Origin of the sequence: Streptomyces yunnanensis (assembly GCF_029011865.1) — a bacterium.
GTDB classification, from domain to species: domain Bacteria; phylum Actinomycetota; class Actinomycetes; order Streptomycetales; family Streptomycetaceae; genus Streptomyces; species Streptomyces yunnanensis.
The window spans coordinates 645148-659110 of record NZ_CP095749.1; the positions used below are offsets into that span (position 1 = coordinate 645148).

The following is a 13963-nucleotide window of genomic DNA, read 5'->3' on the forward strand; positions in this document are numbered from 1 at the left end:
TGCCGGACGAGGGCCCCGCCGCGCACCCGGTGACGACGAGCAGGGATGCGGCGGTCAGCGCCGGCAGAACGGCATACCTCAAGGGATGACGCACAGTTGGTTCCTCAGGGGGCGTGATGTGGGGGCGGCCGAAGGGCGGAAGCACGTCTCCGGCCGGACGATTACCCATGGGTAACGATCGGCATGATCGTGCCATGCGCCACCGGCACGCAGCGCCGAATAGCGGGCCACATGGTGATGATCTGGATCACATCGGGGAGGAACTACGGCAATTCCCCGCCAGCGACTGGCCGGTTCGCTTCGCCGCGGTGTCACTCCACGGCGTCACTCCGCGATGCCGCGGGTGAGCAGGACGGCGGTGACGAACCTGCGGTAGAGCCGGATCGGGTCCTCGTCCGTCGTCCGGACGGTCACGGCGTCGGCGCGTTCGATGCCGTTGATCCACGTCGCCATCTCGGCGAGATCGGGGTTGCGGAAGCGCACGGTGAGCGTGGCCGGCAGGGCGATGCGCGGCGGTGTGGCCCGCGGCAGGGCACGCACCGCTTCTTCCGCGGCCTGGCGGATCAGTTCGCGAGCGGTGGCGGGGTGCAGGCTGTCCGCGGCGAAGCGGCTCACCGACGACTTGACCACGGCGCTGTGGATGCCCGGGCAGAACGGCTCGATCTCGGCGGCCGTCGTGTCGTCCCCGGTGATCAACACGACCGGCACGCCGTGCCCCAGCGCCACCAGCGCATTGATCCCGCTCTCCCCCGCGGTGACGCCATTGAGCAGCACCTCGCTGATGGCCTGGGGGTTGTAGGTGTGCGAGAGGGTCGCCGGCGCGCCCGCCATGGAACCGTGGTACGAGACGAAGAAGACGCCGTCGAACGAGGCGTCCAGGCCCTGCATCATGTACAGGGGCTTGTGCCGTCCGGACAGGTAACGCGCCCGGCCCGCAAGGGTGTCGGGGCGCAGGTTCGCCATCTTCGAGTGCGAGTCGTTGACCAGGAACTCGGTCGCGCCGCCCGCCATCGCCCCCTCGATGGCGGCGTTGACCTCCTCTTGCAGCAGGCCCCGGTAGTAGGCGTACTCGGGCTCCGCGGGCCGGCACTGCGACCAGTCCACGACCCCCGCGGTGCCTTCCATGTCGGACGAGACGAAGACCTTCACCACCGGCTCCAGGTATGAGGTGTTGTCCTCCCGACCTACCCCGCCGACGCCGTGCACACCATCGAGGGCGCGGAACCCGCCGAGAACGCGCCGAGAACGCGTCGAGGCGCGTGGCCCTGGTGGGTGACGCGGGGGGGAATCAGGCTGCGGCGAGGGAGACCTCGGTCGACTTGATGAGCGCGACGACGGGGACACCGGAGGCCAGGCCGAGGGCCTCGACGGCGTCCTTGGTGATGGCGGCGGTCAACTCACCGCCCTGGACGGTGACCTTGACCGAGCCCATGGCGCCCCCGGTCGTCACGGCGGCGACGGTGCCCGGGATCTGGTTGCGGATGGAGATGCCTTCGACCGGGCCGGTCGCGAGGGAGACCTCGGTGGACTTGACCAGCGCCCGGACGGCGGAGCCCTCGGCCAGCCCCAGGTCCTTGACGGCGTCGGCCGTGATCGCGGCGGTGATGTCCTGACCACCGGTCAGGCGCACCTTCACCGACGCCATGGCCTCGCCGGTGGTGACGGCGGTGACGGTGCCGGGGATCTGGTTGCGAATGGACATGCTCATGGGTTGCACCCCTCAAAAGCGGAATCGAAACGGCGGGCACCTGTGTGACCGGAAGGTGGTCGACAGATGGTCGACGGTATCTGAGGGGAATTCCCGTCCAGCGGCGATCGTGTCACAGGTGCCAGCCGAATGCCCGCAACCTCATGGCTCATTCGGCACGGCCCCGAACGAAGCGATTTCGAGTGAGGGGAGCGGCTCTGACCTGGCCTTATCGATATGCCGGGGAGTCGGACGGCCCGATGTTGGCCGGCGCTCGGTGCATGGCAAAAGGGATCCTGACAGCCCTTCACGAGCGGCAGATGCGAGACCGGATCCTCGATATGCACGGCAGGTGCCAAGCGGCGCGGATTCCCGTGACGGGGAAATGCACATGCCTCGGCGCGGGCTACTCGTCCTCGTGGTAGGAGTACCGTCGAGGAACTCGTGGTCGCCGCTCGTGGTCCCCGATGCACAGTGCAGATCGGTCGTGATCGTGGTCGTGGGGAGGGCCGCGATCTCGTCCAGCGTCCAGGCGTATGTGGTGCCGCTCGCGGTGGCCCCGAAGACCTGGAGTCTCCAGGTGTCCTGACGAAACCTGGGGACCGGACCGTAGTGCGAGACGGGCCAGCCCCTGACCCTTCGCTGCCCTGGGGGGAGCGGTTCGGTCCCCACGACGACGCACCTCACCCTCGTTCACTGCGCCGCTTCGGCATGTGCCAGCCTGAAGCGGCGATCACCCTCGCAGATGTGACCCATTCTGGCAGGTTTGCCTGACAGGTGGTCACCTTCTGCCTTCCGCACCGCTGGGACGTCGTTCCGGGGACCGGTGCCGCCGTCAGCCGAAACTCTTGCCGTGGAGCTGGATGCGGGAGGTGATGCCGAGCTTGGGGAAGAGTTTGTACAGGTGGTAACCGACGGTGCGGGGGCTGAGGAAGAGCCGGGCGGCGATGTCCCGGTTGCTCATGCCCTGGGCGGCCAGCCGGGCAATCTCCAGCTCCCGTGAAGTGAGCCGACCGGCTTCGGCGGACGGCTCTGGGGCCGGCTGGTCCGGGGCGCGGTCACCGGCGGCACGCAGTTCCTGACGGGCCAACTCCACCCAGGGACGGGCGCCGAGCACGCGCAGATACGTCTCGGCCTGGTGCAGGTGGTCCCGGGCCGACTTGATGCGGCGGTTGCGGCGCAGCCACTCGCCGTAGAGGAGGTGCGTCCGGCCGGTGTCGAAGGTCGAGGGGTGGGGGGCCTCCAGGGCTTCGGTGAACAGGTCGTCGGCGTCCTCGCTCGATGCGAGCAGCGCCCGGCACCGGAGCCACATGGCGCGCAGGTGCGGGAGGTGGGCGGGCGCGGCCCGTTCCTCGAAGCGGTCCAGCGCCGCCCGGGCCTGCGCCGGCTCCCCGGCCCGTACCGCGGCCTCGACCAGGTCCGGCAGCACCAGCCAGTCCACCATGAAGTGCTCGGCGGGTGCGCCCGGGGCGGCCACCTCGCCCAACAGCCGGGCGGCCCGGTCCGGTTGGCCCTCGGCGAGGGCCTGGAGTCCCAGCGCCCATCGGGCCAGTGCGATGGCGGAGGTGATGCGGCGCGGGACCGACAACGTCAGGGACTCCTCGGCCAGGGCGCGGCAGCGGTCACCGTCCCCGCGGGCCGCGGCGGCCCAGGCCAGCATCGCCCGCAGGTGGCTGGCGGCGCCGAGTTGGCCGGTGTCGTCGGCGAGGGTGAGCGCCTCGCCGGCGTGGGACACCGCCGCGGGCCACTGGCCGGTGACCAGTTGCAGCGCCACCAGCGGGGCGAGCGACATCGGCAGCGCACCGACGGCGCCGACCTTGCGCAGCTCGTCGACCGTGCGCTGGTGGGCGTGCAGCATCTCCTCGGTGGTCCCGGTCAGGTAGGGGAGGAACACCGGCGGCCAGATCCAGGGCCTGGGGTGTGCGGGGGACAGCCAGGACATCCGGGCGACCGGAACGTCCGGGGGACATGGGTGGGCCGTTGCGCGGCTGCCGGGGGCGAGGCTGCCCAGGTAGTGGAAGTGGCGGGAGAACCGGTGGGCGGTGGCGGCCCGGTCGTCGTTCGCGGGGGCCGGCCCGTCCGCGTCGCCGGCCGTGGCACCGTCACCGGGGTGGGCCGCCGCGGGGTGCAGGCGACCGATCAGGTCGCCGATCTCCGTCAGCCGCGCCGGGGCGCCCGCCACCCAGGCCGAGCGGGCCGCCATCACCAGCAGCTCCCCCGCCAACTCCGGGTCCGTCTCCCCCACCAGTCGGGCGCCGTCCAACAACATCCGGCAGGCCACGGCCGGATCGCTGCTGGCGTGGGTGATGGCGCCGCGCATGCGGGCGGCGCGCGCCCGCAGCGCCGGGTCGTCCGTCAGCGTCTCGGCGCGGTCCAGCAGCGCCTCGGCCTCGGATGTCCGGGCCGCCGTCCACGCGCACTCGGCCGCGTCCACCAACCACCGGGCCCGACGGCGGCGGTCGGAGGCCAGCGCGGCGGCGCGGCACAGCATCTGGGTCGCGGTGGCCACCCCGCCGGTGCGCCGGGTGCGTTCGGCGAGTGCGGCCAGCAGCTCGGCGACGGTGTCGTCGGTGCCGACAGCGGCCGCCGCCGCGTGCCAGACGTACCGGTCGTCCTGGCGCCCGACGGCGTCGGCCAGCGCCAGGTGGGCGGCGCGCCGGTCGTTGAGCGGGGCGCCCTGGTAGAGCGCGGAGCGGACCAGGGGGTGCCGGAACCGCACCTGCTGCTGGTCGAGGTGGACCAGCCCCTGGGAGGCGGCGGCGCTCAGCACCTCCATGGCCGCCTCGGTGTCGCCGGCGGCGCCGAGGACGGTGCCGAGGTCGCCCGCGCTCTCGGCCGCGGCGAGCAGCAGCACCCGGTGGTGGTCGGCCGGCAGGCTCAGCGCGCGGTGCCGGAAGATCTGGTGCAACCGTTCGCTGAGCGGCAGGTGTTCGGGCAGCGGGGCGCTGCCGTCGACATGCTCGGGGCGCAGCGTGGTGGGCAGTTCCATGAGGGCCAGCGGGTTGCCGTCGGCCTCGCGCAGCAGCCGTTCGCGGACGGTGGGGGCGGCCTGCGGCAGGTGCCGGGCCAGCAGGTCCGACGCCTCCCTCTGGGTCAGCGGTGCCACCCGCAGGGCGCGGAGGCCGGGTGCGGGGAAGGGGCGGGAGCCGTCCCGGACCGCGAAGACCAGGGCCGCGCTCTCCCGCTCCATCCGCCGGGCGACGAAGGTCAACGCGTCCGCGGTCGCCGCGTCCAGCCAGTGGGCGTCGTCCACGACGAGCAGCAGCGGCACGTCCTCGGAGGCGTCGGAGAGCAGGGTCAACACGGCCAGGGCCACCAGGAACGGGTCGGCGAAGGCGGTGGCCAGGCCGAGCGCGCCGCGCAGCGCGGCGGCCTGGGGCTCGGGCAGCCGTGGCACGTACGACATCAGGGGTAACAGCAGTTGGTGCAGCGCGGCGAACGGCAGCTCCACCTCACCTTCCACACCCACCGCGCGGAGCACCCGTACGTCCGGCTCGGCCCGTTGCACCACGTCCGCCAGGAGCGCGCTCTTGCCGATCCCCGCGGGTCCGCGCAGCACCAGCGTGCCGCTGTTCCCCTTGCGCGCGTCGTCGAGGAGCCTGCCCAGCTCGTCCCGCTCCAGCTCTCTCCCGACCAGCATCCAACAGTGTCCTTTCTCCCTGAGGTCCCCCGTCGTATGACGGGTGTGTATAGCGGCCGGTTGCGTCTGCCTGACGGTGACTAGCCGCTGGTCACGGCAGGTTTGCGGGGTCGGGGTGGGGCGCGGCCCAGTCGACGGGCAGGTCGTTCGACAGATGCCGCCGGAACGACGAACCGAACAGAATGACGACATGGAACCAGCGCATCAGAAGGGGGCGTCACCGAGTGCCTCCATAGCGAGGAGCAGTCATGCAGTTCGGAGTGTCCTTCCTCCCTGACTGCCGCGAAGAGGGGAAGTCGGCGACGGAGTACTTCTCCGACGCGTTGGCGCTCTGCACACTCGCGGAGTCGGCCGGATTCGTCTCGGTCAAGACGACCGAGCGCTCTCTGACCGACTACGGCGGCTACTGCCCGAGCCCACTGTCCTTCCTCAGCGCGGTCGCTGCCCGCACCACGCGGATGCGGCTGATCACCGACGCTCTCCTGTCCGCCTTCCACCACCCCGTGCAGCTCGCCGCCGAGACCGCCATGGTGGAGGCGATCAGCCGCGGCCGGCTGGAGGTGGGTTTCGCCCGAGCCTACCTGCCCCAGGAGTTCGAGGCGTTCGGATCGTCCCTGGACGAGTCCACCGCGCGCCATCAGGACACCATCCGGGCGGTGCTGTGTCTGTGGACCGAGCAGCGGATCGACGAGAAGACGCCATTTTTCTCCTACCGACAGGCCACCGGACGCCCGTCCCCCGTGCAGCGTCCGCACCCGCCGGTGTGGGGCGGCGCCGGCCGGACGCCGGACGGTTTCCCGTGGCTGGGCGGCAACGGCTTCGGGCTGCTGACACCCCCTCGCTCGAACCGGCGGCGGGCATACGGCCGTTGGCGGACCGCTACCGCGACACCGCGACCGCCGCGGGGCACGAGTCCGGCGAGCACCCCGACAACGGCCGAAAACTGGCGGGAATCGGACCCGAGCACATCCGGGACAGCAAAGGGGCGATCGTCGGCTCCCCCGCCACCGTCCCCGCGCCCATTCTCCGGCTGGTGCGCGACTTCGGCGGGGTGGACCAGATCCCGTGGCAGGTCGGCATCGGCGCGATGCCGCTGGCGCAGGCGCGCCGCTCGATCGATCTGTTCCGCGACGCGGTGGTGCCCCTGCGGTGGGAGAAGGTGGCGGCCCTGCGCGCCGGGGTCCGCCGCCAGGCCGCCGTCTCCGACTGACTGAACGGTGCCGCATCCCCCAGGCTCCCGGTCCGTGATCGGACCGGAGGAGTCAGAGCCCACCAGAAAGCTCTTTCAAGGAGGCGAAGACCGATGTCCCGCACTGCTGTCCTCAGCCTGGATCTCGAAGGGGTCGAGGCCGCGGACTTCGAGGTCGTCGAGGCCAACGAGTACTCCTCGGCCTTGATGCCCGCCATCGGACCACTGCCCGGCGGCATCGACGGCCGACTCCGGGTGCGCAGGGACGACTACGGGCCCGGCGACTACCGCTGATGCCGATGCCCCGGTTGCTGCATGTGACAGGCGACCGAGGTGGCGGCCCGCGCCCGCGCCGAGCGGCGGGCCACGGTCACCACCGACGGGCACGGACGAATCGACCCATTTTCCCGAAACGACGTCGAGGCCATGGAAGAAAAACGTCAAACACGACGAACCATGACTGTCCAGACCACCGATGCGGTGCGCCCGCGGCTGCGCGGCGACGTGTACTTCACCGCGATGCCCGACGGCGCCTTCGTCCGCAGCACCCGGGGCAGCGTGTTCCTCAAGGGCGCCTCGGTCCACCGGCTGCTCACCGCGCTCGCTCCGGCCCTGACCGGCGCCGCGACGCTGACGGAGCTGCTGGCCGCCGTGCCCACGTCCCAGCGCCCCTCGGTGCGGAAGTTGGTCGGCACGCTGCTGGAGCGCGGATTCGTCCGCGACACCGGCTCCGACCTGCCGCACTCCCTCGATGACGACGCGGCGGAACGGTACGCCGGGCCGGTCCAGTTCATCGACTCCTGCACCGACTCGGCCGCGCGCCGCTTCCAGGATTTCCGCGCCGCCCGCCTGGTCTGCGTCTGCGGCCCCGATGCGGCCCGCGGCTTCCTGAGCGCACTGACCGACTGCGGCGCCACCCGCCTGACCCTCGTCCTCCCCGACCCCGACAGCATGCTGACGGTCCATCAGTTCGCCGCCACGCTGCCGGAGGTGCCGGCCGAGCTGGCGTTCGTGCCGGCGCCCAGCACCACGGACGGGGCGGACGCGACGGACTGGGAGACGCTGCTGCGCACGGCCGACGCCGTGCTGCACCTCGCCGACCGACCCGGGGCCGCCAGCCGTGAGGCCGTGGCCCGGCTCTGCGCCCGACTCGGCAGGCCGCTGGTACAGGGCCTGGCGATGGCGGACGCGGTGTGGATCTGGCCGGTCCGCACGCCCGCCACCCCCGACGGCGACGGGGACGGGGACGCGCCGTGGCGGCGGCTGCTGGCCACCCGCACGGAGGCCGAGCGCCGGACACTGCGCGCCGGCCCCTGCTCCGACGGGCTCCACCACGGCCCGGTGGCGGAGTTGGCCGCGATCCAGCTCACGTTCCGGGCGTACTGCCACCTGACCGGGGTGACCACGCCGGAGCTGGCCGCGATGGCCCGGCTGGACACCACGACGTTGGAGGTCGACCACCACCCCGTCCTCGGTCCGGCACCCGACTCGTCCGGCGCCGGGCCGCAGAAGCCCGGAGCCGAGCGGGATCCCGCCCGCCGGGTCCGCCTCCTCCGTGCCGCCGATCCCGTACCGGACCCGCTGTTCCTGGAGCGACTCACGGTGGCCTGCGACCGCCATGTGGGCCCGATCCCGGACGTGCGGGAGCGCGACCACCCCCAGTCGCCGTTGTTCGTCACCGAGGCGAAGGTCGCCGACCCGGGCCTGCGCACCGAGCCGCGGGCCGTCCTGGGCGCGGCGCACACCGCCCACGCCGCCCGTGCGGACGCGCTGCGGCGCGCCGCCGCCACCGCCCTGGAGCTGGCCCGGCAGGCGGCCCCGCGACCCGCGCCGGAGCCGGGCTGGGACCTTGTCGCCGAGCGGGCGCGCCCGGTGCCGGCACCCGGGAACGGCCGGTACGCGCACGGGACGGCCGCCGAGGCCGACCTGGACCGTTCGGCGCTGGCCGGCACGTTGGCCGCGCTGGCCCGGCTCGTGCCCGTGCAGGCCGCCGGGGACGCAGCCCCCGTGCCGCCGGCCGAACTGACCGCCGCGGACCGCCAGTGCGTGGAGCTGCTGACCACCGCCGATGCGCGCTGGTCGGTCCACCGGGTCGCCTCGCCCGCCGTGGCACTGCCGGCGTTCGCGTTCCTGCTCGACGGTGCGACGGTCGCCGTCCAGGTCCATCCCGACGCCGCGACCGCGCTGTCCGCCGGTCTGCTCGACACCCTGCTCGCCTGGCAACTGGCCCGCCACCGGCGGGAGTCCGGCGGCCCGGACCCCACCGGGGTCACGACCCCGGACGCCGTACCGTCGGTGCAGCCCCGATTGGCCGCGACCGACGGCGCCGACCAGCTGGCCACGACGCTGGAGCAGCTGCGCGCCGCCGGCCTGTGCGCGGTGCTCCAGGTGCTGGACGACGACCCGGCCCTGGCCGAACTGGTCGGCTTCGGCGTCCGGGTGGTGATCGGCGACGCCTGAGCGGGTCGTCAGACCCACCGCGCCGACGTCGGTGACCCGCTCCGGGAGGATCCGCCCGGCAGATCCTCCCGCTGCCATCGCTCGCCCTCACCCACCGTGCTCGGCGCACAGGCACGCGACGCCGGCGTCGATCCACTCCTGGCCCGTCCACTCGGGGTGCCGCTCGATCAACACCGCGCGGACCTCCTCGACCATCGTCTCCCGGCCCATCGCCGAGTCCCGGCGGAGCCAGGTCTCGTCGCGCAGTTCCCGCAGGTAGTCGAGCACGGCCTCGACCCTCTGCGTTCCGCCGACGTCGCCGTGGCCCGGAACCACGATGCGTGGTGCGGCCGCCACCAGTCGGGCCAGGACCTCGATCCAGCGCAGTCCGCTCACGTCGGTGTCGTGCGGCGGGAACCACGGGAAGATCGCGAACCGGCCGGTCTCGACCAGGTCACCGGTGAACAGCACCTCGGCGTCGGGCACCGTGATCACCTGGTCGCCCCTGCTGTGCGCGCGGCCGACGGCCCGCAGACGCACCACCCGCCCGCCCAGGTCGAGGTCGTGGGACTCCTCGTAGACGACGTCCGGCGTGGGCACCCGTACACCTTCCAGGCGCCGGGCGACGGTCGGGCCGAGCCCCCGGAACATGTCGAGGTATCCGGCCCCCTTGTCTGCCAGGTCCTCGGCCTGCGCCTGGTTCACCAGGAACGTCGCCTCCCCTGCGAAGACCTGCGCACCGAAGGCGTGCTCGGGATGGAAGTGAGTGGTGGTCAGGTACAGTTTGCGCCCCTTGGCGTGGTCGCGGGCGAAGGCCAGCACGCTCTCGGCGTTCTCCGGCCCCAGGCCGGTGTCGACCACCAGGACCGCGTGCTTCCCGCCGATCACGCCGATGTTCGGGACCAGCTCCGCGTGCTGGTTGGGCACGACCACCACGTCACGCGCGATCTCCTGCGCACCGGAGATCCGCACCACGGGGTCGGGCAGCTGATGGTCGGTCATGACGCACACTCCTTGCCTTGCCGGACCGGTGGGAATGCCAAACCGGTCCGGGCCTGCTCTCACTTGCCCCCCACTGCACCTCCGGGCCCGCTCCCGCGTCCAATACTTGTCGAGCGCACCCGATACCGCTCCGGTATCGTGCCTGGTGATGGACCTTCGCCTCCTGCGCTACTTCATGGCCGTCTCCGAGGAGCGCCACTTCGGCCGGGCCGCCGCCCGGTTGCACATGACCCAGCCCCCGCTGACCCGTGCCATCAAGCGGTTGGAAGCGGATCTGGGTACCGCCCTGCTGCACCGCTCGGCCGCCGGCGTGACGTTGACCGCCGCCGGGAACGCCCTGTACGACGAAGCCCGCACCCTGCTGGCACAGGCCGATCGTGCCCGGGCCCGCGTCGCCGCCGCGGCCGGCGTCGTGAGCCTCACCATCGGCACCCTCGGCGACAGCGTGGAACGCGCCGGCGCCGGCACACCGCTCGCGGCCGCCTTCCGTCAGCGCCATCCCGGCGTCAACGTCCGTCTCCATGAGGCCGATTTCGCCGATCCGACCACGGGACTGCGCTCCGGCCTGGTCGATGTCGCCGTGACCCGGGCGCCGTTCGACGACACCGGGTTCAGCTCCCGGGTGATCCGCTCCGACCCCGTCGGGGTGGTGCTCCGCGCCGACGATCCGCTCGCCGCGCGCGAGTTGCTGCGCCTGGCCGACCTCGACGACCGGACGTGGTTCCGCTTTCCGGACGGCACCGACACCGTCTGGCGCGCCTATTGGAACGGCACCGAGCCCGGCGCACCGCTGCGCGAGGGTCCTGTGGTGCGTACCGTCCATGAATGCCTCCGTGCCGTGCAGTGGAACGGATCGATCGGACTGGTGCCGCTCGGCCATGTGTGGGCGCCGCACGGCCAGGAGTCCCCCGACGGCCTCACCGTGGTCCCGCTGGCAGACATGCCACCGAGCCGCCTGATCGTCGCCTGGCGCGCCGGCGACCCCAACCCCTTGGTCCGTTCCTTCGTCGAACTGGCCGCTCCGGGCAACCGCCGCCACCGCGCGGCGAGATGACCACGGCCCGCGGCCCTCGCACGGGCCGGGCCCGGCGCACCGCCGTCGTGCGGCGAGCCGGGCCGGACGGTTCGGTCAGCGGACGACCTTGACGCCGAAGTGCGTGCCGAAGCCCAGCGCGAAGCCGATGGCGCCGTGCATGTGGGCGTACATCTCCATGCCACGGGCGGCGACGATGTCGCCCAGGTCGAGGATGTCCGTCCAGCCGTAGGACGTCAGCAGGTCGGTGACGGTCTGCTTGGCGTCGGCGTCCTGGCCGGCGACGAACATGGTGTGGTCGCCGCCGCCGATGGACCTGGGGTCGACGACCGTGGCCTGCTCCTGGGTCACGAACGCCTTGACGACCTTGGTGTCGGGCAGGGCCCGCTGGATCTGCTCACCGAGGCTGTCGCTGTCGCACACGCCGAGGATGGGGTTGACGCCCCACGGGGTGGGCCAGGGCCGCTCGATGTCGGGGTTGTAGAGGTAGGGCACGGCGTAGTCGATGAGGGTCTTGCCCGCCAGGTCGCCCGCGATGGCGGTCAGGGCCCGGACGGCGTTGTGCCCGTCGATGCCGTTGATCACCAGCTCGGCCCCGGCCGCGGCGTCGCCGAAGGTGGCCAACGGGATGCCCGGGTGGTCGGCGAGCCACTGGCCGTAGGGCGGGTTCTGCATCATGTCGGGCCCGGTGCGGGCGAGGGTGGCCTCGGGGTCGCGGGTGCCGACGATGACGTCGTGACCGAGTTCGGCGAGCTTGGCGATGTGGCAGCGGGCGCCGCCGCCGGTGCCGAGGACTGCGATCTTCATGGGGTAACTCCTGTTGCGCTGAGGTGTGTTCGCTGAATGCGTCGGGTGTTCTTCGTTGGGTGTTCGGCGTTGGGCGTTCAGCTGCGGGCGCTGATGCAGAACGGCTGGCCGGAGGGGTCGAGCAGCACGGTCCAGTACGCGCCGCCGGGCTGGTGGTCCGGCTTGGTGGCGCCCAGGGCGATGAGGCGCCGCTCGGCCGTCTCGACGTCGTCGAAGGCCAGGTCGAGGTGGAAGGGCAGCTCGTCCCTGGGCCACTCGGGCGCCTTGAAGCGCTTGGCGGTGTAGCAGACGAAGGTGGTGGTGCCGTCGGTGACCAGGAACGCGGTGGGCACTCCGTGCTCGTCCGGGTACTCCTCGGTGACCTTCCAGCCGAGGGCGGCGGCGTAGAAGTCGGCGAGGGCTCGTCCGTCCGGGGCCCAGAAGGCGTACGACGTCACCGAGGCCGCGGGGGTGGCTGCAGTCATGGGTATTCCTCGGGGAAGCGCGGGGGGGGCGGGGCCGGGCCGCCCACGACGGGGCACCGGCTCAGGCGGGGTGCGGGACAGTGCGCCCGGATCCGCGTCGCTGCGGACGGCACCTTCCACCTTTCGAGTAGTACATCAGTACCGTAACTCACTCGCCACAGGTGCGCAATGCGGACATAGGGCACCTGGCGTGCGGCAACCATCACACCCCACCACGCCTCCAGGGGCTGTACAGTACAAACGTACCGCTGGTTCATCACTGGATTCGAGGAGATGGGCGTGCCGGCCGCGGGACCGCGGGAGACCTCCCCTCCCCCGCGCCGCCGGGGTCCACCAGGGCCGCCCGCCGACCAGCACGCCGCCGCGACCAGCGCACGGGTCTGACCCGCATCCGCGCCCTCACCTCGTCCCCGTCCCGTCCCCGTCCCGTCCCCGTCCCGTCCCCACCCCGCCCCCTTCCCGGAGGACAAGCTTGAGCACCGCCCGCCGCCGCATCACCCCCGCCGAGCGCCGCGCCCGACTGGTCCGGCGTCATCTGCTCGCCCCCTCCTTCCGCGCCAAGACGCCCGAGGAGATCGCCGACGCCCTCGTCGCCCTGCACGCCACCGACCCGGCCACGGTCTACCTCTCCTTCGCCGCCCGCTGCGCCGAGCCCGAAGTCGCCGCGCTGGAGCGGGCGTTGTACCAGGAGCGGACCCTGGCTCGGATCCGGTGCATGCGCCGCACGGTCTTCGTCCTCCCCCACGACCTGGCTCCCGTCGCGTACGCCGCCACCGCCCGCGCCCTGGCCGCCAAGCAACGCACCCAGACCGCCCACCAGCTGCATGCGGCGTGCGGCTGGGACGAGCGCCGCTACGCCGCCGTGGAGGCCGCCACCCTCGCGGCCCTGGCGCAGCGCGGCGCGGCCGGCGCCGCCGAACTCGCCGCCGACGTACCGGAGTTGCGCGAGCAGATCGTCACCTTCCCCGGAAAGCCCTACGAGTCCCGTCAGCGGCTCTCCGCGCCGGTGCTGGGCGTACTCGCCGCCGAGGGGCGGATCCGCCGGGCCCGGCCGCTGGGCTCATGGACCTCCGCCCAGTTCCACTGGGCCCCGGCCGACCCGCTGCCGCACCTGCCCGCCGGGGACGCCAAGACCGAGCTGGCCCGCCGCTACGTGGCCGCCTTCGGCCCCGTCACCGTCGAGGACCTCAAGTGGTGGACCGGCTGGAACCTGACCGACACCCGCAGGGCACTGGCCGCCACCGGCGCCGAGCAGGTCGCCCTCGACGAGGGGACCGGCTACCTCCTGCCCGAGGACGTCGACGACCGGGGCCCCGCAGCCGACGTCGAGCCGGCCGCGGCGCTGCTGCCCGGCCTGGACCCCACTGCCATGGGCTGGCGCCACCGCGACTGGTACCTGGACCCCGAGCACAAGGAAGCCCTTTTCGATCGCAACGGCAACATCGGCCCCACGGTGTGGTGGCACGGTCGCATCATCGGCGCGTGGGCCCAGCGCCGCGACGGCCGCCTGACCTGGGAGCCGCTCGCCGCTCGCCCCGACCGCACCGCGCGCGCCGCCGTCGAGGCCGAGATCGCCCGCCTGACCACGTTCCTCGGTCCCACCCGCGTCACGCCGTGCTACCGCACCCCGCTGGAACGCCGCCTCGCCGGGTAGCGTCGGCGACACGGAGGGATCGCGGACGGAACGCGGACGGAATACGTA

Annotated in this window: 12 protein-coding genes and 1 pseudogene; 6 read left to right on the forward strand and 7 right to left on the reverse strand. The window is 72.7% G+C overall.

All coding sequences use genetic code 11. The features are described from left to right. Positions 1–324: 324 nt before the first annotated feature. The 4 genes from MOV08_RS02880 to MOV08_RS02895 all read right to left on the reverse strand — a co-directional run bounded on the left by MOV08_RS02880 (position 325) and on the right by MOV08_RS02895 (position 5327). Complete coding sequence (locus MOV08_RS02880; protein ID WP_275306050.1) at positions 325–1206, reverse strand: M55 family metallopeptidase; 882 nt, start codon at positions 1204–1206, stop codon at positions 325–327. Positions 1207–1288: 82 nt separating this feature from the next. Beyond that, positions 1289–1708, reverse strand: coding sequence for a TOBE domain-containing protein (locus tag MOV08_RS02885; protein ID WP_039629239.1), 420 nt, complete (start codon positions 1706–1708; stop codon positions 1289–1291). Between the two features lie 141 nt (positions 1709–1849). Further along, entirely contained in the window at positions 1850–2374 is a 525-nt protein-coding gene (locus tag MOV08_RS44025; RefSeq protein WP_420834120.1) for a molybdopterin-dependent oxidoreductase, read from the reverse strand. Positions 2375–2522: 148 nt separating this feature from the next. Further along, entirely contained in the window at positions 2523–5327 is a 2805-nt protein-coding gene (locus MOV08_RS02895; RefSeq protein WP_275306052.1) for a helix-turn-helix transcriptional regulator, read from the reverse strand. Positions 5328–5575: 248 nt separating this feature from the next. On the opposite strand from MOV08_RS02895, the pseudogene MOV08_RS44030 reads away from it, so the two are divergent. The 4 genes and pseudogenes from MOV08_RS44030 to MOV08_RS02910 all read left to right on the forward strand — a co-directional run. Next, positions 5576–6106, forward strand: a pseudogene (locus MOV08_RS44030) (LLM class flavin-dependent oxidoreductase); the annotation flags it as partial. 20 nt (positions 6107–6126) lie between these two features. Beyond that, on the forward strand, positions 6127–6537 hold the full coding sequence (locus tag MOV08_RS02900; RefSeq protein ID WP_275306053.1) for a hypothetical protein: 411 nt from the start codon (positions 6127–6129) through the stop codon (positions 6535–6537). Positions 6538–6630: 93 nt separating this feature from the next. Beyond that, on the forward strand, positions 6631–6810 hold the full coding sequence (locus MOV08_RS02905) for a hypothetical protein (RefSeq protein WP_039629247.1): 180 nt from the start codon (positions 6631–6633) through the stop codon (positions 6808–6810). A gap of 162 nt (positions 6811–6972) precedes the next feature. Continuing rightward, positions 6973–8976 (forward strand): hypothetical protein, encoded by a 2004-nt coding sequence (locus MOV08_RS02910; RefSeq protein WP_275306054.1) that lies wholly within the window; start codon positions 6973–6975, stop codon positions 8974–8976. A gap of 87 nt (positions 8977–9063) precedes the next feature. Here MOV08_RS02910 and MOV08_RS02915 read toward each other — a convergent pair whose 3' ends face one another. Further along, positions 9064–9957 carry an MBL fold metallo-hydrolase gene (locus MOV08_RS02915; protein WP_275306055.1) on the reverse strand — a complete coding sequence of 298 codons (894 nt, stop codon included), beginning with the start codon at positions 9955–9957 and terminating at the stop codon, positions 9064–9066. 148 nt (positions 9958–10105) lie between these two features. Between MOV08_RS02915 and MOV08_RS02920 the strand changes: the two genes are divergently transcribed. Beyond that, positions 10106–11011 carry a LysR family transcriptional regulator gene (locus MOV08_RS02920; RefSeq protein WP_275306057.1) on the forward strand — a complete coding sequence of 302 codons (906 nt, stop codon included), beginning with the start codon at positions 10106–10108 and terminating at the stop codon, positions 11009–11011. A 75-nt stretch (positions 11012–11086) separates the two neighbouring features. Here the strand turns inward: MOV08_RS02920 and MOV08_RS02925 are convergent, their stop codons facing one another. Next, a complete protein-coding gene (locus MOV08_RS02925; RefSeq protein WP_039629254.1) occupies positions 11087–11797 on the reverse strand; it encodes an NADPH-dependent F420 reductase in 711 nt (236 codons plus the stop codon). A gap of 77 nt (positions 11798–11874) precedes the next feature. Further along, complete coding sequence (locus tag MOV08_RS02930; protein ID WP_275306059.1) at positions 11875–12261, reverse strand: VOC family protein; 387 nt, start codon at positions 12259–12261, stop codon at positions 11875–11877. 472 nt (positions 12262–12733) lie between these two features. Here MOV08_RS02930 and MOV08_RS02935 point away from each other — a divergent pair, with 472 nt between their 5' ends. Further along, positions 12734–13915 carry a winged helix DNA-binding domain-containing protein gene (locus MOV08_RS02935; protein WP_275306060.1) on the forward strand — a complete coding sequence of 394 codons (1182 nt, stop codon included), beginning with the start codon at positions 12734–12736 and terminating at the stop codon, positions 13913–13915. The last annotated feature ends 48 nt before the right edge of the window (positions 13916–13963 follow it).

Coding starts and splice junctions, on each gene's coding strand:
- MOV08_RS02895 (WP_275306052.1), bottom strand. CDS start 5,327: ATGCTGGTCGGGAGAGAGCTGGAGCGGGACGAGCTGGGCAGGCTCCTC.
- MOV08_RS02885 (WP_039629239.1), bottom strand. CDS start 1,708: ATGAGCATGTCCATTCGCAACCAGATCCCCGGCACCGTCACCGCCGTC.
- MOV08_RS02930 (WP_275306059.1), bottom strand. CDS start 12,261: ATGACTGCAGCCACCCCCGCGGCCTCGGTGACGTCGTACGCCTTCTGG.
- MOV08_RS02915 (WP_275306055.1), bottom strand. CDS start 9,957: ATGACCGACCATCAGCTGCCCGACCCCGTGGTGCGGATCTCCGGTGCG.
- MOV08_RS02910 (WP_275306054.1), top strand. CDS start 6,973: ATGACTGTCCAGACCACCGATGCGGTGCGCCCGCGGCTGCGCGGCGAC.
- MOV08_RS02925 (WP_039629254.1), bottom strand. CDS start 11,797: ATGAAGATCGCAGTCCTCGGCACCGGCGGCGGCGCCCGCTGCCACATC.
- MOV08_RS02920 (WP_275306057.1), top strand. CDS start 10,106: ATGGACCTTCGCCTCCTGCGCTACTTCATGGCCGTCTCCGAGGAGCGC.
- MOV08_RS02905 (WP_039629247.1), top strand. CDS start 6,631: ATGTCCCGCACTGCTGTCCTCAGCCTGGATCTCGAAGGGGTCGAGGCC.